Annotated in this window: 15 protein-coding genes and 1 pseudogene; 8 read left to right on the top strand and 8 right to left on the bottom strand. The window is 74.8% G+C overall.

What is annotated here, in order from left to right; translation table 11 throughout:
- Positions 1–41: 41 nt before the first annotated feature.
- The 8 genes from PV350_RS33730 to PV350_RS33695 all read right to left on the bottom strand — a co-directional run bounded on the left by PV350_RS33730 (position 42) and on the right by PV350_RS33695 (position 6,385).
- Entirely contained in the window at positions 42–230 is a 189-nt protein-coding gene (locus PV350_RS33730; RefSeq protein WP_499515768.1) for a bleomycin resistance protein, read from the bottom strand.
- A gap of 273 nt (positions 231–503) precedes the next feature.
- Positions 504–1,100, bottom strand: a complete 597-nt coding sequence (locus tag PV350_RS33725; RefSeq protein ID WP_499515767.1) for a hypothetical protein — start codon at positions 1,098–1,100, stop codon at positions 504–506.
- A complete protein-coding gene (locus PV350_RS33720) occupies positions 1,088–1,351 on the bottom strand; it encodes a hypothetical protein (protein ID WP_500337428.1) in 264 nt (87 codons plus the stop codon). Before PV350_RS33720 ends, PV350_RS33725 begins: the two co-directional genes overlap by 13 nt.
- Before the next feature lie 72 nt (positions 1,352–1,423).
- Positions 1,424–1,852 carry a MarR family winged helix-turn-helix transcriptional regulator gene (locus PV350_RS33715; RefSeq protein ID WP_500337427.1) on the bottom strand — a complete coding sequence of 143 codons (429 nt, stop codon included), beginning with the start codon at positions 1,850–1,852 and terminating at the stop codon, positions 1,424–1,426.
- A gap of 30 nt (positions 1,853–1,882) precedes the next feature.
- Positions 1,883–3,727: an asparagine synthase (glutamine-hydrolyzing) gene (gene asnB, locus PV350_RS33710; protein WP_500337426.1), complete on the bottom strand. Its 1,845-nt coding sequence runs from the start codon at positions 3,725–3,727 to the stop codon at positions 1,883–1,885.
- Positions 3,728–3,877: 150 nt separating this feature from the next.
- The gene (locus tag PV350_RS33705) at positions 3,878–4,612 is read right to left on the bottom strand and encodes a polysaccharide deacetylase family protein (RefSeq protein ID WP_499515763.1); all 735 of its coding nucleotides are present in this window, start codon (positions 4,610–4,612) and stop codon (positions 3,878–3,880) included.
- Positions 4,609–5,547, bottom strand: a complete 939-nt coding sequence (locus PV350_RS33700; protein WP_499515762.1) for a DMT family transporter — start codon at positions 5,545–5,547, stop codon at positions 4,609–4,611. The genes PV350_RS33705 and PV350_RS33700 overlap by 4 nt, the downstream gene beginning before the upstream one ends.
- 4 nt (positions 5,548–5,551) lie before the next feature.
- Positions 5,552–6,385, bottom strand: a complete 834-nt coding sequence (locus PV350_RS33695; protein ID WP_499515761.1) for an SDR family NAD(P)-dependent oxidoreductase — start codon at positions 6,383–6,385, stop codon at positions 5,552–5,554.
- Between the two features lie 374 nt (positions 6,386–6,759).
- Here PV350_RS33695 and PV350_RS33690 point away from each other — a divergent pair, with 374 nt between their 5' ends.
- From PV350_RS33690 to PV350_RS33655, 8 genes and pseudogenes are all read left to right on the top strand, one after another.
- Positions 6,760–7,833 (top strand): MGDG synthase family glycosyltransferase, encoded by a 1,074-nt coding sequence (locus PV350_RS33690; RefSeq protein WP_499517019.1) that lies wholly within the window; start codon positions 6,760–6,762, stop codon positions 7,831–7,833.
- A gap of 4 nt (positions 7,834–7,837) precedes the next feature.
- Complete coding sequence (locus tag PV350_RS33685) at positions 7,838–8,980, top strand: permease (RefSeq protein WP_499515760.1); 1,143 nt, start codon at positions 7,838–7,840, stop codon at positions 8,978–8,980.
- Between the two features lie 379 nt (positions 8,981–9,359).
- The gene (locus PV350_RS33680; RefSeq protein ID WP_500337425.1) at positions 9,360–9,761 is read left to right on the top strand and encodes a helix-turn-helix domain-containing protein; all 402 of its coding nucleotides are present in this window, start codon (positions 9,360–9,362) and stop codon (positions 9,759–9,761) included.
- A 77-nt stretch (positions 9,762–9,838) separates the two neighbouring features.
- Positions 9,839–10,249: a VOC family protein gene (locus PV350_RS33675; protein ID WP_499515758.1), complete on the top strand. Its 411-nt coding sequence runs from the start codon at positions 9,839–9,841 to the stop codon at positions 10,247–10,249.
- Positions 10,250–10,392: 143 nt separating this feature from the next.
- Positions 10,393–11,463 carry a trypsin-like serine peptidase gene (locus PV350_RS33670; RefSeq protein WP_500337424.1) on the top strand — a complete coding sequence of 357 codons (1,071 nt, stop codon included), beginning with the start codon at positions 10,393–10,395 and terminating at the stop codon, positions 11,461–11,463.
- A 197-nt stretch (positions 11,464–11,660) separates the two neighbouring features.
- Entirely contained in the window at positions 11,661–14,993 is a 3,333-nt protein-coding gene (locus PV350_RS33665) for an ABC transporter permease (protein WP_500337423.1), read from the top strand.
- A 1-nt stretch (position 14,994) separates the two neighbouring features.
- Positions 14,995–17,760, top strand: coding sequence for a hypothetical protein (locus PV350_RS33660; RefSeq protein WP_500337422.1), 2,766 nt, complete (start codon positions 14,995–14,997; stop codon positions 17,758–17,760).
- Positions 17,757–17,947 (top strand): annotated as a pseudogene (locus tag PV350_RS33655) (ABC transporter ATP-binding protein); the annotation flags it as partial. The gene PV350_RS33660 and the pseudogene PV350_RS33655, both read left to right, overlap by 4 nt.

Raw genomic sequence — 17,947 nt, 5'->3', positions numbered from 1 at the left:
CCCCCGGCCGAAGGTTGGGGGCGGGCATGTGACGACACGGCCTAGCCCAGCAGCGCCTGCATGTGGGCCGCGGCCTCACGGGCGGCCTCGTCGGGGGTACGGCCCTGCTCACGGGCGAACAGGTAGGCGGCGTACCAGTCCCACCAGTGGTGCTCCGGAGCGATCGCCTCGTACGCGCCGTGGCGCTCCTCGGTCTCGTGCAGGAGCCCGGCCAGGGTCGGGACGTCCATGGCGGCACCTCCTCCTCGGTCGTGCGGCCCGGAATCCCACCGTCCGCGAGGACCGTGGGATTCCGCAACCCGGGCGCGGTCGGCGCATCGGGCGGAAGCCCGCGCGGACCTCGTTCACGAACAGCTCCGGCTGCTCCCAGGCGGCGAAGTGACCGCCCTCGGGGAGCCGCTTGCGGTGGACGAGGTCTCGGCGTCTCCGGGCGGCGGCCGCTCCGCACGGCGCTGTCCCCCGTGGGGACGGCGACCCGGCAACGGGCCTGAGGTGCGGGCGCGTCAGCCCCGGTCCACCGTACGGTCGGGCCTGCCGTCGGCCGGGGAGAGCCGGATCACGTGGACCTCGTCGCCCTCGCCGGCGTCCAGGGTCACGCGGACGCGGTCCGGCCCGTCCCACTCCACCGCGACCAGGTCACAGCTGTCGCCGTTGACGAAGCCGACGCGCCAGCGGCGTGCCGTGAGCCACGACCCCTCGTCGACGTAGACCCACCACAGCGGGTCGATCATGGCGGCCCCCTCCACGACCACGAGCTCCCGGTCGGGGTGGCCGGGCGCCGCCTTGCTCATCGTCTCCTCCCCGCCATGACTGAACAGGGAGATCGCCGCACCGAGCGCCAGCGTGCCGAAGACGCCCGCCACCAGGATCAGGGAGCGCAGGACGGGGCCGCGCACCGCGAGGATCAGCGCCGCTGTCAGCACCACGCCCGTCGCGATGCCGAACACCAAGGGATGGTCCAGGAGCCGGACCGCGACCAGCAGGCCGCCCGAGCGGAGCCTCTCCCGACGCCCCGCCCAGGCGCCGAGGACGAGCACCACGGCGACCCCCGCCAACACCGCCGCCGCTCCACGTCTGCGACGCTCCGTCATCTCGACCACGACCAGCTCCCCACCCCGGCGTCCGGACGCGCACATACTAGCCTCGGTCGATCAAGGACCGGCCATGTGCCGGGGGGGCACAGGCCGTTGACGACCAGGTCGGTGACGCGGTGGCCCCGGTCCCGGCCGCGGGTGTCGGCGCCGACGCGCCAGAGGAAGCCCATCAGCAGCAGCACGTCCTGCGGGGCGAGCCCGGGGCGAACGCTGCCGTCCGCCGCGCAGGCGCGCAGGCACGTGCCGACGGCCCTCACCACGGGGGCGTACGCCCTGTGGTCGGCGAGGGCCGATGAACCAGGTCCGGAGGGGTCCGCGCCGTCCGGGTGTCAGTCGCGGTCGGTCAGGCGGCGCAGCAGACGGCCCGCCTCGAGGACCTTGCGCACGTCCTCCGGCGGCAGGGTGCCCAGGCGCACGGCGAGGGCCTCGGCCTCGCCGCGGGCCATCCGCACGAGTTCCCGCCGGCCCGGCGCGGTCATGACCACCCGTGTGGCACGGCCGTCGGCCGGGTCGGGTTCGCGGCGGACCAGCCCGGCCGCCTCCAGTTGCGTCACCGCGGCGGTGATCGTGGGCTGGGTGCAGGCGGCCCGCTCGGCGAGGACGCCGACGCGCGAGGGACCGTACTGGTTCAGCAGGGCGAGGACGATGAGCGGGGTCGGCTGGACCTTCGGCTCGGGGCGGGCGCGGCGCAGCAGCCGCACCAGGCGGTGCAGGGACACCACGAAGTCCAGGGCGTCTTCCTCACCGACCGCCGCCATCGTCCGCCCCCTCGCGTGGTCTCCGTCGGGTCAGGGGATCCCGATCGTGGGCGAGTACAGGTCCATCCACAGCGCCAGGTCGAGGGCGCGTTCCAGGCCGTGCCGGGCGGCGTGCGTGCTGACCGGGGTGTCGGTCCTGACCGCGTCCTCCAGCCAGGTCCGGCTGACCAGGTCGAACACCGGGTGCGTGGGCTTGGCCAGCAGGTCCTTGGCGTTCTCCTGGAGCGCGACGAAGTACTTGGGGTCCTGGGTGGAGGGGTACGGGCTCTTCACCCGGTCGTAGACCGAGCGGGGCAGCACGTCCGCGGTGGCCTCGCGCAGCAGGCTCTTCTCCCTGCCGTCGAAGGACTTCAGCGACCAGGGCGCGTTGTAGACGTACTGGACCAGGCGGTGGTCGCAGAACGGGACCCTGACCTCCAGCCCGTTGGCCATGCTCGCCCGGTCCTTGCGGTCGAGGAGGATGCGCACGAAGCGGGTGAGGTGGAGGTGGCTGATGACGCGCATCCGGTACTCGAAGTCGCTATCGTCGTCGAGGCGTTCGACGCCGGCGACCGCGCGGCGGTAGCCGTCGTGGACGTAGCCCTCCAGGTCCAGTGACTTGGCCACCTGGTCGGTGAGGATGTTGCCGTCGTCGCCGAACTCCGTCGTGAACCGCACCAGCCAGGGGAAGGTGTCGGCCCTGCGGGCCTCCTCGTCGAAGAACTGGCGGTAGCCGCCGAAGACCTCGTCGGCCGACTCTCCGGAAAGCGCGACGGTCGAGTGCTGCCGGATGGCCTTGAACAGCAGGTAGAGGGAGGAGTCCATGTCGCCGAGCCCGGCCGGGATGTCACGGGCGCGGATCACCCTGGCCCGCACGTCCGGATCGGCGAGCTGGTCGGAGTCGAGGACGATGTCCTGGTGCTCGGTCCCGCAGAGTTCGGCGACGTCGTGGACGAACGGGGTGTCGGGCGTCCCGCGCAGGCTGTCGGGGACGAAGTGCTCGGTCTGGCCGACGAAGTCGACCGCGAAGCTGCGCACCTTCTCGCCCTGGTCGGCGAGTTGCCGCGCCGCGATCGCCGTCATCGCCGAGGAGTCCAGACCGCCGGAGAGCAGGGTGCAGCGCGGCACGTCGGAGACGAGCTGGCGCCGCACGATGTCCTCGAGCAGCTCGCGCACGCGCGCGATCGAGGTCTCCTTGTCGTCGGTGTGCGGCTCGGTCCGCAGCGCCCAGTAGACGTGGGTGCGGATGCCACCCCGTCCGACGGTGACGACGGTGCCGGGCTCGACCTCGCGCATGCCGTCCCAGATCGCGTGACCGGGCGTCTTGACGAAGGCGAAGAGCTCCCGCAGCCCGTCCAGGGTGACGCGGCGAGGGACGAGCGGGTTGGCCAGGATCGCCTTGGGCTCGGACCCGAAGAGCACGCCGTCGTCGGTCGGGTAGTAGTAGAACGGCTTGATCCCCATCCGGTCGCGGATCATGACGAGCTTCTGCTCGCGGCTGTCCCAGATGGCGAAGGCGTACATGCCGTTGAGCCGTTCCGCGACGCCCTCCCCCCACTCCAGGTAGCCGCGCAGCACCACTTCGGTGTCGGAGGTGGTGGTGAAGCGGTGGCCGCGCACGGTCAGTTCCTTGCGCAGTTCGGTGAAGTTGTAGGCCTCACCCGAGTACACCATCGCCACCGCGCCGCCCTCGGGTGCCTCGGCGCTCATCGGCTGCCGGCCGCCCGGCAGGTCGATGATCGCGAGCCTGCGGTGTCCGAGCGCGGCGGGTCCGTCGACCCACGTGCCGCGGTCGTCAGGCCCACGGCAGGCCATCGTCTCGGTCATCGCGTCGACTGTTTCCTGCTCGTTCCCCAGGTCCCTGCGGAACGAGATCCATCCGGCGATTCCGCACATGCGTATGCCTCCGGGCTATCGCTGTGCCCGTCCGTCGTTCGCGACGTCACGGATCGGGTTGGCCCTGGCCGGCTCCGCGGCGCGGTTGTCACTCTCGGTGATATGTATCGGGCACCTATCAATCGAGTGTCCGTCGGCTCCGGTCGACCGTCAAACGCCCGCGCCGACGCCGTGCTCCACGAGGGGCCCGACCGTCAGACCGGCGTCCCGGCACGTCGTGACCAGGGCGGGAAGCGCCGCGAGGGTGGCGCGCCAGGAACCCGGGGCGGAGGCGTGGTCGCTGTCGTGGAGCAGGACGGTGGCGCCCGCGCGCAGGTCGGGCCGGAGGGTCGCCAGTACGGACTCCCCGGTGGCGCCGGTGCTCCAGTCGCGGCCCCAGGCGCTCCACAGGACCGGGGTCAGGCCGGTGCACGCGGCCGCCGCCCAGCGTCCTCCGGTGAGGATGCCGTACGGAGGGCGGTACCAGACCGGCGCGGCGCCGCAGGCGTCGTGGACCGCCCGGACGGCGCGGGCCAGATCGGCCCGGTCGCGGGCGGGTCCGGGCAGCCACGGGCGGTCGTGGGTCCAGCCGTGGACGGCGATCTCGTGGCCGCGCCGGACGGCCTCGCGCACGATCCGGGGGTGGCCGCCCACCCGCGCGCCCAGGACGAAGAAGGTGGCCCGGACCGAGAGTTCGTCGAGGGCGTCCAGGAAGCGCGGGGTGGAGACCGGATCGGGCCCGTCGTCGAAGGTGAGGGCCACGTGGTCGGGGCGTCCGAGGCCGGCCAGGGCGGGGAAGGCCCGGCGGCGCAGCCCGGGCAGCCAGGTGGCGGCCGGGACGATGTGGCCGGCCACCAGGACGCCCCCCGCCAGCGCCGCCCGCCGGACGTCGCCGCCGCGCCTCATCCCGGCCCCCCGTGGACGGTACGGTGACGGCCCTCCGGGGCGCCCGGACGCTTCCCGCGCGGCACGTCCCAGCCGCCGGCCACGGCGGGCGAGCGCGACAGGCCGACGGCTCCGGCGGCCATCAGGACGACGCCGGCCGCCTCGGGCACGACGTGCGCCCCGAGCGCGATCCGTTCCCCGAAGAGCACCCAGCCCAGCGCCACGCTCACCACCGCGTCCCCGATGGTGAGCGCCGGCTGGGACGCCGCGAGGCTGCCGGCCCGCAGGGTGACCTGGAGCAGCAGCAGGCTGAGCAGGCCGACCGCGCCCACCGCGTACAGCTGCCAGGAGGCGAACACCCGCGGCAGGCCCTCGGGGATGCGACCCGTGACGTCCTTGATCAGCGCTGCCGTGCAGGCGAAGCAGGCCGCCGTGGCGCACCCCAGGACGCAGGCCCGTGCACCGCCGCTCAGCGCCCGCCCGACGAGCCACAGGACGAGCACCAGCACCGCCAGCGGCACACCGGCGCGCGGCCAGGTGCCGGGCAGGGCCTGCGCCTGCCCGCCGGACGGCGTCGCGGCACCGAGGAACAGGGCCAGTCCGCCGGCCAGCGCCAGGAACCACACCCAGGTCCCGGCGTCGGGCCGCCGGGAGAACGCCAGGCTCCCCGCCATCAGGGTGAACAGCAGCTCGGTGGCCATGAGCGGCTGCACCACCGACAGTTGCCCCACCGCCAGGGCGCTGGCCTGCAGGACCCCGGAGACCACGAGCGCCGCCATTCCGGCCGCCCAGAACGGGCGCCGCACCAGTCGCAGCAGGTGCCGCAGCCGCCCGCGCAGACCGTGCCCCGCGCCCTCTTCCTCCTGCTGCTGCAGGGCGGCGCGCCGCTGCAGAGCGGAGGCCGCGCCGTTGGCGAGGGCCGCCAGCAGTGCCAGCACGACGGTCAGGGCGGGCACCGCGTCATCCGTACTTGCCCGCGAGACGCCGGTAGACCCAGGGCAGGACGCCGCGCACGGCGACCGGGATCCGCAGCCAGCGGGGGACGTACACCTCGTCCCGTCCCTTGCGGATCGCGTCGGTCACCACCCGGGCGACCCGCTCGGCAGGCATCGGTCGGGGCCGGGAACGGGTGTACGCCACCCCCCGCGTCGCGAAGAACGGGGTGTCGACGACGCCCGGGATGACATGGGTGATGCGCACCCCGCTGCCGGCCAGCTCGTAGCGGAGCGAGTCGGCGAAGGCGCCGAGCGCCGCCTTGGCCGCGGAGTACACGGCCTCGTCGCGGACACCGACGCTGCCCGCGAAGGAGCCGATCAGCACGATGTGGCCGCTGCGCCGGGCCAGCATGCCCGGGAGCACCCGGCGGACCAGCTCCATCGCCGCGACGACGTCCACCATGAAGATCCGCTCGATGACCCCCTGCGGCATCGAGGCGAAGGGACCGGCCCAGCCGATGCCCGCCCCGGCCACCAGCAGGTCGACCCGGCCGCCCGTCACGAGCGCGGCGTCGCGCACCAGCCGCCCGGTGCCCTGCGGGTCCTCCAGGTCGGCGGGGAGCGCGGTCCCGGAGGTCCGCTCCGCGACCGCCCGCAGACGCTGGTGGTCGCGGCCGCTGACCAGCAACCGCCATCCCTCGGCGGCGAGGCGGTCGGCGACCGCGGCGCCGATGCCCGAGGACGCCCCGGTCACCAGCGCGACCGGGGCCGGTCCGCCGCCCGGGTCCGCCGGACCGCGCACGGGCTTGCCGCGTACCGCCTTGCCGCCGGAGACCGCCTGGGGAGGGTGAGAGGTCATGGCATCGCTTTCTGTCCCTGCCGCTGCTTTCCGTCCCTGCCGCTGCAGCTGCCGCCCGGGATGGCCGGTGCGGCTCCCCCCGGGGCACGTCCCCCTCCGGTCTCAGTAAACCGCCCGATCGCCGGACCGGCTCTGTGGGCGACCCGGCCGGGAGGCAAGGGGCGGGGGTCGCCCCGTGATGCGGGGCGGTTCGTTTCAAGACGGGGCAAATCGGTTAGACCCGAGTAGTCCGCAACTGGTGTACGAGGTGATCACGTGCCGGATGTGCCCGCAGCAGCGCCGCCCGTTCCCTCCCGACGGGACGTGGTGCCGCGGTGACGCACACCGGGCGGACGGACCGTACGCCCCGGCGCTTCCTCGTGCTCAGCGCCGCCATGGGCGCCGGTCACGACGCCGTCGCCGACGAGCTCGTCGCACGGCTCACCGCGCGCGGCGGGCAGGCCCGCAGGGCCGACGTGCTGGAACTCCTTCCCGCGCACGCCGGCGCGGCGCTGCGCGCCTTCTACCGCGCCACGGTCCTGCACCTCCCGGTGCTCTACGCGGGCATCTACGCGACGTTCCTGCGCCCCGGCGGGTCACGCCGCACGCCCGGCCCGGCCGGGCTGGCCGGACTCGCCGAGCGCGGGCTCGCCGAACTCGTCCGGCGCGAGCGGCCCGGGCTGGTCGTCCCGGTGTTCCACCTGGCGGCGCAGCTCACCGGCGGGATGCGGGCCCGCGGAACGCTCGCGGTGCCCAGCGCGGTGGTGGTCACGGACTTCGACGTGCACAGCCAGTGGCTCCACCCCGGCAACGACCTGTACTGCTGCCTCACCGAAAGCGCCGCCCGCCGGGTGCGGGAGGCCACCGGCCGCCCGGCCGCCGCGACCGGTCCCCTGGTCGCGTCCCGCTTCCTGGCGCCCGCCCCGGACGCCGGGCCCTGGCACCGGGTGTTCCGTTCCCGGGCGCCGGACCGGCCGGTCGTCCTGCTCTCCGCGGGCGCCTGGGGCGCCGGCACGCACCTGGCGGACACGGCCGCCCTGCTCGCGCGGGCCGGTTTCCTGCCGGTGGCGCTGTGCGGCGAGAACCGGCGGCTGCGGGCCCGGCTCTCCCGCGTCCCCGGGACGCTCGCGCTGGGCTGGGAGCGGGACATGCCCGCGCTGATGAGCGCGGCGGACGCGCTGGTGGACAACGCCGCGGGGCAGACCGCGCTCGAAGCACTGGCCATGGGACTGCCCGTCGTCGGCTACCGCCCCATCCCGGGCCACGGCAAGGCCGGGGCGCACCAGATGGCGGCGCTCGGTCTGACCCGCTTCGCCACCGACCCCTGGACGCTGATCGACGTCCTGGACGGCCTCACCCGTCCGCGCCGCCTGCGCCGCACCCCCTCCCCGGCCGCCGCCGCGCTCTTCGCCCCGGACACCGCGGCGCACCTGATGGAGCGTTGCGAACCGGCCCCGGTCGCGGTCTGACCGCATGGACGCCGTCCTCCACGCCCTGTCCATCACGTTCGCCATGACCTGGGACATCACCTGGGCTCTGATCCTCGGTTTCGCGCTGTCCGCGGTCGTCCAGGCCGTGGCCCGCAAGCAGGGCGTCGTCGGCCTGCTCGGTGACGACCGGCCCCGGACGCTGGTGATCGCCGCGGGCCTGGGCGCGGCGTCCTCGTCCTGCTCCTACGCCGCCGTCGCCCTCGCCCGCTCGCTCTTCCGCAAGGGGGCGAGCTTCACGGCGGCGATGGCCTTCGAGATCGCCTCCACCAACCTCGTGGTCGAACTCGGCGTCCTGCTGGCCCTGCTCCTGGGCTGGCAGTTCACGGTGGCGGAGTTCGTCGGCGGGCCGGTCATGATCGTCGTCCTCGCGCTGTTCTTCCGGCGCCTGCTCCGGCCGGACCTGCTGCGGGAGGCCCGCGCCCAGGCCGACCGCGGGCTCGCCGGGTCCATGGAGGGGCACGCGGCGATGGACATGTCCGTGCGCCACGAGGGCCCGTTCCTGCGACGCCTGCTGTCCCCCGAGGGCTTCACCGCCACGTCGCACGTCTTCGTGATGGAGTGGGCGGCGATCCTGCGCGACCTCGTGCTCGGCCTGCTCATCGCCGGCGCCGTCGCCGCCTGGGTGCCGGACTCCTTCTGGCAGGCCTTCTTCTTCGAGGGGCATCCGCTCGCCGCGAAGCTGTGGGGCCCGCTGATCGGGCCGCTCGTCGCCATGGCCTCGTTCGTCTGCTCGGTCGGCAACGTGCCCCTCGCGGTGGTCCTGTGGACCGGGGGCATCAGTTTCGGCGGCGTGGTGTCGTTCATCTTCGCCGACCTGCTGATCCTGCCGATCCTGAACATCTACCGGAAGTACTACGGCCGCCGCACGGCCCTGCTGGTCCTGTGGACCTTCTACGTCGCCATGGCCGTCGCCGGCTACGTCGTCGAGGTGCTCTTCGGCGCGCTCGGTCTGATCCCCGACCGGTCGAGCGCCCACGTCCCCGGCGGCGGCGTCCACTGGGACTACACCACCTGGCTCAACATCGCCTTCCTCGCGCTCGCCGCCGTGCTGCTGGCCCGCTTCCTCGGCACGGGCGGCCGGCGGATGCTGCGGATGATGGGCGGCGCACCGGCGGGCGGGCACTGAGGCGTCCGCACGGGTCCCTGGACGACCCGCCCGCCGTCCCGGAGCGGCGGCTTATCACGGCCGCGTACAACGGGAACGACAACTGCTTCGCCTCGCACGGCATGGCGACGGTCACGGTGATCCCTGCCGAGGACTGCGCCTGGGGGACGGACCCGTGCCGGGACGGCCAAGGTCGTCCGCCCGGCTCCCCGCACTGCCCGACCCGTACCTCGGCCCTGGGGCTCGACCGGGCCGCCCGGCCGCCCGGCCGCCCGGCCGTCCGAGTCGCCCGAGTCGCCCGAGTCGCCCGATCGGTGCCGGTCCTGGTGATCCGGTCTGACGGTGGGCGTTCCGCACACCCCCGGCGCCCCGGTCCGGGGCGCCGGGGGTGTGTGGTCTCATGGGCTCCGTGAGCCGCGCCGCAGAAGAGACCAACCGCCGGATGCTCCGGGCACGGGACGCGATGGACCGTGCGTACGCGCAGCCGCTGGACGTTCCGGCGCTGGCCCGGATCGCCCATGTGTCGCAGGCGCACTTCACCCGCACCTTCCGGGCCACCTTCGGGGAGACGCCGCACCGCTACCTGCAGCGCCGCCGCGTGGAGCGGGCGATGTTCCTGCTGCGGGAGAGCGACCGCAGCGTGACGGACATCTGCTTCGAGGTCGGCTTCGGCAGCACGGGGACCTTCAGCCGCACCTTCCGCGACATCGTGGGCACGTCGCCGCGGGCGTACCGCAAGCAGGCGACCGCCATGGACGTGCCGACGTGCTTCGCGAAGGCGTGGATGCGGCCGCGTGCCTGATCGCGGGCGGAGCGGGCCGGGCAGGCCGAGCAGTTTTGGATAAGTTTTCGCCCGGCCCGGCCAGTAGCGTGATGCACATGTTCAACGCCATCACGCACTCGCAGATCTACGTCCTGGACCAGGACGAGGCCCTCGACTTCTACGTCGGCAAGCTCGGCCTGGAGGTGAACGCGGACGTCGACCTGGGCTTCATGCGCTGGCTCACGGTGAACGTCCCCGGCCACCCGGAGCGCCAGATCCTGCTGGAGAAGCCGGGCCCGCCGGCGATGTCCGAGGAGACCGCGCAGCAGGTCCGCGAGCTGGTCGCCAAGGGCGCCACGGGCGGCCACCTGATCTTCAGCACCGACGACTGCCGCAAGACGTACGAGACGCTCCGGGACCTGGGCGTGGAGTTCACCGAGGAGCCGACCGAGCGCCCGTACGGGATCGACTGCGGCCTGCGCGACCCCTTCGGCAACAGCATCCGCTTCACCCAGCCGAAGGCCTGAGCCGCGGCCGCCGGCAGGCGCTGGCGACCGGTCCCAACCGACTGCCCCTCCCGGACGTCTGTATCGCACGTCCTTCTGCCCGCAGGCGCGTGTCACCGGCACGCGGCCTGCGGGGCAGTGCGATCGACGTCCCGAGGAGCAGCATGCCGTCACGTCAGGTACCCCCTTCCGCGCACCTCCACCGGCCGCTCCTGGCGGCCGCCCTCGTCGCCGCGGCCGTGCTCGTCACGGCCCCGGAGGCGTCGGCCGCCGGCGCCGTCCAGCCGTCCACGGCCGCCGTGGCCGTCCACGACCAGGCGGTCACCCGGGCCGAGCGGCAGGCGGTCCTCGGCTACTGGACGCCGGAGCGGATCGCGGCGCTGACCCAGCCCTCGTCGGGCAACCCGCCCAAGAGCGGTCCCGACGGCGCCCCGTGGACGGGGCCGAGCGCCCTCGGCCGTACGGTGGGCCGGCTGTTCTTCACCGACCACGGCGAGGACTCCAGTTGCACCGCCACCGTCGTCGACAGCGCCAACGGCAGCACCGTGGTCACCGCGGGGCACTGCGTGAACAACACCGACCTCATCGGTGAGGACAACCAGTGGACGCGGAACGTGCTGTTCGTGCCCGGCTACCGCGACGGACGGGCGCCCTACGGGAAGTTCACCGGCCGGCTGGGGGTCGTCGCCCCGACCTGGCTGGAGAACGACCAGCAGCACGGTGAGGTCTACGGCGCCTACGACCAGGCGTTCGTGGTCCTCAACACGGACGCGCGGGGCCGGACCGTCCAGGCCGCGGCCGGCGCGGCGCAGAGGATCGGCTTCGACCGGCCCGGCGACCGGCTGGTCCACCAGTTCGGTTACCCCCGCGCGGCCTCGGACCCGGAGCGCGAGGGCCTTCCCGAGTACACCGGCGAGCGGCTCGCCTACTGCACCGGACGGGCCGAGCAGGTCGTCGGCACCCCCGAGTACCCCGCGGCGAAGGGGCTGTGGGGGACCGAGTGCATCATGGGCGGCGGCTCCAGCGGGGGCCCGCGGATAGCCGGTCTCGACCCGGAGTCCGGTCTGGGCACCGTCGTCGGCGACAACTCCGAGGGCAGCCGGATCGACGTCGCGGGCAACGCCTGCGACCCCTGGGATCCGGCCCCGGGCTGCACACGGCACCTGGTGGGCCCGCAGTTCACCTCGGCCGTCACCGGGCCGCTCTACCAGCGCGCCCAGCACAGCGCCCGCTGAGCGACGCCGACCACGGCGCCTCCCGGCCGCGGCCGGGAGGCGCCGTCCCATCTGCCTCATCAACGGCGATCGGAGTCAGGTGTGTTGGGGACGGAACCGGTGACGGCCGGGCCCTTAGCCCCGGGGCCGGGTGGGCGTAGTCTGTGCCAATCTCATTGCACGGGCCATCGAGAACGGGGGGCATGGTGCCGGGGTTCGTGTTCCTGCGTCTGCGCGCACACCGTCTGCTGCTCGCCGCCGCCCTGCTCTCCGTGCTCCTCACCACCTGCGCGGTCGCCGCGCTCGCCGCGTTCAGCTCGGCCGTGGGGGACGCCGGTCTGCGGCGCGCGCTGCAGGAGCAGTCGGCGGCACGGACACTGGTCGGGATCACCGCCGACGTCGACGGCAAGGACCCGGGCGCGGCCGACGGGGCCGTGCGTGCCACGGTCGTCGGCGCCTACGACGGCCTGCCGGTGTCCGTCACCGGGGTCACCCGTTCCGGCCCGTACGGACTGCCGATGACCCTGCGGCCGCGCGGAGCCCCGCGCACCGGGGACCCGGACCTGACGGTGCTGTCGACGCTGGACCGGGCGCGGGTGACCATGGCCGAGGGCACCTTCCCCGGTGCCCCGGCGGCCGGCGGACCGGTCCCGGTGGCGCTGCCCGAGGCGGCCGCGGAAGCGCTGAAGGTGCGCACCGGGCAGGTGCTCACCCTGACCGACCGGCTGCGCCACGGCACGCTGCGGGTCCGCGTGACGGGGACATACCGGCCGGTCGACCGATATGCCCTGTACTGGCGGCTCGACCCGCTGGGCGGCCGCGGCGTGCGGACGCTCTCCTTCACCACGTACGGGCCGATGGTCACCTCCCCGGGGGCCTTCGGCCCCGGCGGGGTCCCCGCCGTGGAGATGGCCTGGCAGGCGCAGGGGGACTTCGCCGCGATGACCACGGCCCGCGCCGACGGCGTCAGCGGGAGCGTCCAGCGGACGGTGCAGCGCCTGGGCACCCTGCAGGCCGCGAACTCCGTCGTGGCGAGCAGTGAACTCCCCGATCTGCTGGTGGAGTTGCGCGGAACCTTGCTGGTGAGCCGGTCGACCCTGCTGATCAGCGTTCTGCAGCTGATGTTGCTGGCCGCTCTCTCCCTGCTCCTGGTCGCCGGACTGCTCGCGGAGGAACGCTCCGCCGAGACCGCGCAGTTGCGGGCCCGCGGCGGCTCGCGCGCCCAGATGACCGGTTTCGCCACGGCCGAGGCCCTGCTGCTGACCGTACCGGCCGTGGTGCTGGCCCCGCTGCTCTCCGGCCGGCTGGTGCGGCTGCTCGCCGGTCACGGGGCGCTGGCGCGGGCGGGGGTACGGCTGGAGCCCTCGCCGCTGACGGCCTGGTGGGTGGCCGCGCTCACCGCGCTGGCCTGCGGTCTCGCCGTCGTCGGGCCCGTACTGCGGCGCACGGGGACGTACACGCAGGAGTACACGGCGCGGCGGCGCCGGCGGGCGTTGCCCGCCGGCGTGCAGGCGGGTGCGGACGCGGGCCTGGTCCTCGTGGCCGGCCTGGCGTTCTGGCAGTTGTCCCGCCGCGAGGCGGGCAGTGGGACGCTCAGCACGGACACCTCCGGACGGCTGGGTCTGGATCCGGTCCTGGTGGGGGCGCCCGCGCTGTGCCTGCTGGCGGGTGCGGTGCTGGCGCTGCGGCTGCTGCCGCTGGCGGCCCGGCTCGGCGAGCGCCGCGCGGCGAAGGCCCGCGGGCTGCCGGTGTCCCTGGTGGGCTGGCAGCTGGCACGCCGCCCGGGCCGCGGGGCGGGGCCCGCCCTGCTGCTGGTCTTCGCCGTGTCGATCAGCATGTTCGCGATCGGCGAGAACAGCACCTGGACCCGGTCCCAGGACGACCAGGCGGACTTCGCGGTCGGCGCCGACCTGCGCGTGTCCGGTTCCGCCACGCCCGCGTTCGGGCAGGGCGGCGTCTACGACGACGTACCCGGCATCGCGGCCGTCACCCCCGCCGGCCGCGCCACCGTGTCCCTGCCCCGCGACCGCGACGCCACCGTCCTGGCCGTGGACAGCACCTCGGCCGCCCGTGTCCTGCGATTGCGTGACGACCTGTCCGCCGAGCCCCTCGCGGACCTCGTGCGACCCCTGCGTGCGGACGGCGGCCCCGCCGCCCGCAGCGCCGGATTCGTCCTGCCCGTCGGCACGGACCGGCTCCGCCTGACGGTCCTTCTCCGGTCACTGGGGGCCGGGGACCGCACCGTCGCCGGCACGGTGACCGACCAGCTGTTCGTGACGCTGACCGACCGGTACGGCGTCCCGTACACGCTCTCCCTCGGCGAGGTCCGGGCCGACGGCGAACGGCACGTGCTGGAGGCCGACTTCGCGGCCGTCACGGGCCGGGTGCGTGGCGCGGGCCCGGCCGGGCCGCTGCGTCTGACCGGGTTCCGGGCCGAGTACCTGGTGCCCCGGCGGAACGAGCGGCACAGCCTGACGGTCACCGACGTCCACGCGGTGACCACCGGCGACGGCACACGCGAGGTGCCCTCCCCCACCACGACGGCCTGGTCCGCCCGCACGCAGATCGACAACCCCGACTTCCCCGAGGCCCCCGGCCTCGGCTACCGCCCCTCACGCACCGGCGAACCGCGCTCCGCCGCGGACACCCCGCTGACCGTCCGCTACGACACCGGCGAGGAACCCTTCCAGCGGGGCGTCCCCAACGGCGCCGACGGAGCCGCCCTCACCCTGCGGGCGGGGCCGCGGCCGCCCACGGTGCTGCCCGCGGTCGTCACCGACGCCTTCCTGAGCGCCGTCGACGCGAAGCCCGGCAGTACCGTCCCGGTCGAACTGGACGGCACACGGCTGTCCCTGCGTATCACGGGGTCGCTCCACGCACTGCCCACCACCGGGCGGGACGGCTCCACGGGCACCGGCGGCGGCGCCGTCCTGCTGGACCTGGCGAGCCTGAACCGCGCCCTGGTCTTCCAGGACCAGCGCGGGCTGGAACCCACCGAGTGGTGGCTCGCCGCCGGCCCGGCCGGAGCGCCCCGTGTGGCCTCGGCGCTGCGCGCCCGGGGGGACGCCGCCACGATCGTGGTCCGTGACGAGGCACGGGCGGAGTTGCGGCGCGACCCGCTGGGCGCGGGTCCGTTGTCGGCCCTGCCGGCGGCGGTGGTGGCCGCCGCGGTGCTGGCGGCGGTGGGTTTTGCGGTCGCGGCGGCGGGAGCGGTACGGGAACGCTCGGAGGAGTTCGCACTGCTGCGGGCGCTGGGCACGCCGCGGAAGTCGCTGGCCCGGGTGGTCGCGGCGGAGCAGGGGCTGCTGGTGCTGACGGCGGTGGGGGTCGGGGCGCTGCTGGGCGGGGCGCTGACCCGGTCGATCGTGCCGTTGATCGTGCTGACGGCACGCGCGGACAGCCCGGTGCCCGAGGTGCGGGTGGAGTTGCCCGCCGTGCCGTTGCTGGAACTGCTGGCCGCGGTGGCGGTGCTGCCGCTGCTGGCGGTGGCGGTGGCGGCGTTGCGTACGGCCGATCCGGTCCGCGCGCTGCGCCGGCAGGGAGGGGAGTGACGTGACCGATGTACGTACCGCCCGGCCGGCGTCGTGGACCGGTTCCCGCCTGCGCGCCGCCCCCGGTGGGGCGCTGGCGCTGGCCGCCCTGGTACTGGTGACCGCGTTCCTCGCGGCGGCGCTGCCCCGCACCGTCGAGGCGTACGAGGACGCCGCGCTGCGGGACACCCTCCGGCGGGCCTCCCTGACCGACCGCAGCGTCACGGCCACCTTGGACCTGTCGTTCTCCGGGGTGCGGGGCGGTGGCGGTTCGCCGTTCCAGGCGAGGGAACTCGCCAGGACCGAGGACATGTTCCGGAGTGTGGTGCGGCCGCCGCTGGCCCTGGACACCGCGCAGACGGTGTACGGGGTGCGCAACGCCGAGGCCGCGGCGGCGACCGATGCCGGCCTGCCCCGGCCGACCAGGGACCGCGATCCGCGGGCGACGCTCATCTCCCAGCCGGCCCTCGCCGCCCGCTCCCGGCTCGTCGCCGGGCGCATGCCGGCGTCCACCGCCGGGGAACGCGAGGTGGAGGCGGTGGTCACCGCGCGGACCGCGAAGGTGATGGGCCTGCGCGCGGGTTCCGCGGTCCACCTGATGGACACGACCGGGGCCGGGCTGACCGTGCGGATCACCGGGATCGTCGAGCCCCACTCGCCCGGCGAGGCCTTCTGGAACGCCGAACAGGACCTGCTCGCCCCGACCCTGGTGAGCGTCCCCGGCCCGCCGGGTGAGGACCCGGAGCACTACTGGCACTTCACCGCGCTCATCGGCCAGGACGCCGGAGGCGTGGTGCTCGACCTGCCGGAGGGCGCCCGCCTGTACTGGCACCACCCCGCCGACGTCGGCGCGTTGAGCGCCCACGACGTGCCCGCGCTGCGCGACCGGCTGGCGTCGCTGTCGGGCGGACCGGACTCCACCCAGCTGCGCATACTGACCGGAAGCCAGGCGGTCACCGTGGGTCAGGACGGACTCGCCGCGCTGCTGGGGCCGTTCGTACGGGAGCGGGAGGCCGCCGCGCCACTGGTGCTGATCGCGACGGTGGGCGTGGGCGCCGTGGCAGGAATCGTGCTGCTGATGGCGGGCGGCCTGTCGGCGACCCGTCGCCGGACCGAGCTGCGGCTGCTGCGGGCGCGCGGGAGCAGCCTGAGGGGTCTGTGCGCGCGGCTGCTGACGGAGAGCGCTGTCGTGGTCGTCCCGTGCACGGCGGCCGGGGTGCTGCTCGCGCTGCTGCTGGTGCCGGCCGAGCGCTCCGCCACCTCCCTGCTCGCCGGGGTGCTGGTGGCGGCGGTCGCCGTTCCGGCGCTGCCGCTGCGGGCGGTGGCGCTCGTCCGCCGGGTGGGCCCGGAGCGGCGCGACGACCTCGTGCACGCCCGGCCCTCACGCCGCCGGGCGGTGGCGGAGCTGACGGTGGCGGTCGTCGTGACCGGTGCGGTCGTGGCGCTGCGGCGCAGGGGCACGGCGGACGGCGGAGCGGACGTGCTGACCGCCGCGGCACCGGTGCTGGTCGCGGTGATCGGGGCGCTGGTCCTGCTCCGGCTGTACCCGCTTCCGTTGCGGCTGCTGTCCCGGCCCGCGGCCCGGATGCGGGGCACGGTGCTGTACCTGGGGCTGGCCCGGGCCGGCCGTACGCCCTCCGCCACGGCGCTGCCGCTGGTGGCCGTGCTGGTGGCGCTGGCCGTGACGTCGTTCGGCGGCTCGGTCCTCACCGGCGTCGAGAGCGGCCGCGACCGCGCCGCCACGCGCGCGGTCGGCGGCGACGCCCGGATCGAGTCCCTCACCACGCTCCCTGAGGGGCTGGACGCGCGGGTCCGGCGGGTGCCCGGCGTGCTCGGCACCTCGCCCGTGAGGATCGAGACGGGTCTGTCGACGGCGCCGGCCGGTACCTCCTACGACCTGGTCGTCGTCGATCCGGCACGCTACGCCGCCCTGGTGGCGGCCACGGGCGTCGGCACCCCCTTCCCCGCCGCGACACTGGAGGGCGACGGCAGCGGGCCTCTCCCCGCGATCGTCTCCCCCGCGCTGGCACGGGAGTTCGGCAGGACGACCGTGTCCGTGCAGGCCTTCGCCGGGGCGACCCCGGTGCGCACGGCCGCGGTGCGCGACGTGACGCCCGCCGTCCTGGGCGGCGAGTTCGTCGTCGTCTCCGCGGCCGGCCTGGCCCGTACGCACCCCGAGACCGCCCGCTCCCCTGTCCAGGCCGCGACCGCGCTCTACGTGACGGGGCCGCGGCTGGACGGACGGGCGCTGAACGCCGCCGCGCGCGCCGCCTCGGCCGACCTGACGGTGGCCCTCCGCTCCGAGGAACGTGCGTCGTTCACCTCCTCGGCACTCCAGACCGGCGCCCGGCGGGTCTACCTGGCGGCGGTGGCGGCGGGCGCGGGCTACAGCGCGCTGGCCCTGTTGCTCTCCCTGATGGTGCACACGCCGCAGCGCAAGGCGTTGCTGGCGCGGCTGCGGACGATGGGCATGACGGGCCCTCAGCGGCAGTGGCTGGCCGTGCTGGAGATGCTGCCGCAGGTCCTGCTGGGAGCCCTGGGCGGCATCCTGGTCAGCCTGGCCACGGTCCCATTGCTGCGTCAGGGGGTGGATCTGACCGCGCTCGCCTTCTCCGCGGCCGCGCCGGTGACCGGGGTGTCCGGGACGGTGCTGCGTACGGACCCGCTGTCGCTGCTGCTGCCGTCGGCCGCGCTGGTGGTGCTGGCTTGCGTGGTGCTGGCGGGGCAGGCGTGGCTGACCGGGCGACGGGGAGAGGGAACGGAACTGCGGATGGGGGAACGGGAATGAGCCAGGACACACCGGGGACGGCGGCACGGAGCGGTGCGACGCTGGCGGACCTGGAGCGACGCGTCGCCGAGAGCCGGGAGCGGCCCGTCTACGGGCATGACGCGCTGATCGTCTGCGACCGGCTGGTGCGGATCTTCACCGCCCAGGGCGTGGAGGTCCAGGCCCTGCAGGGACTGGACCTGCTGGT

The sequence above is a fragment of the Streptomyces sp. PA03-6a genome, assembly GCF_033792765.1.
Lineage (GTDB): Bacteria > Actinomycetota > Actinomycetes > Streptomycetales > Streptomycetaceae > Actinacidiphila.
Note: the sequence above shows the minus strand (reverse complement) of the source record. Positions and strands in the feature narration are given on the sequence as shown.

Coding starts and splice junctions, on each gene's coding strand:
- PV350_RS33670 (WP_500337424.1), top strand. CDS start 10,393: ATGCCGTCACGTCAGGTACCCCCTTCCGCGCACCTCCACCGGCCGCTC.
- PV350_RS33695 (WP_499515761.1), bottom strand. CDS start 6,385: ATGACCTCTCACCCTCCCCAGGCGGTCTCCGGCGGCAAGGCGGTACGC.
- PV350_RS33705 (WP_499515763.1), bottom strand. CDS start 4,612: ATGAGGCGCGGCGGCGACGTCCGGCGGGCGGCGCTGGCGGGGGGCGTC.
- PV350_RS33675 (WP_499515758.1), top strand. CDS start 9,839: ATGTTCAACGCCATCACGCACTCGCAGATCTACGTCCTGGACCAGGAC.
- PV350_RS33715 (WP_500337427.1), bottom strand. CDS start 1,852: ATGGCGGCGGTCGGTGAGGAAGACGCCCTGGACTTCGTGGTGTCCCTG.
- PV350_RS33680 (WP_500337425.1), top strand. CDS start 9,360: ATGGGCTCCGTGAGCCGCGCCGCAGAAGAGACCAACCGCCGGATGCTC.
- PV350_RS33690 (WP_499517019.1), top strand. CDS start 6,760: ATGGGCGCCGGTCACGACGCCGTCGCCGACGAGCTCGTCGCACGGCTC.
- PV350_RS33685 (WP_499515760.1), top strand. CDS start 7,838: ATGGACGCCGTCCTCCACGCCCTGTCCATCACGTTCGCCATGACCTGG.
- asnB (WP_500337426.1), bottom strand. CDS start 3,727: ATGTGCGGAATCGCCGGATGGATCTCGTTCCGCAGGGACCTGGGGAAC.
- PV350_RS33730 (WP_499515768.1), bottom strand. CDS start 230: ATGGACGTCCCGACCCTGGCCGGGCTCCTGCACGAGACCGAGGAGCGC.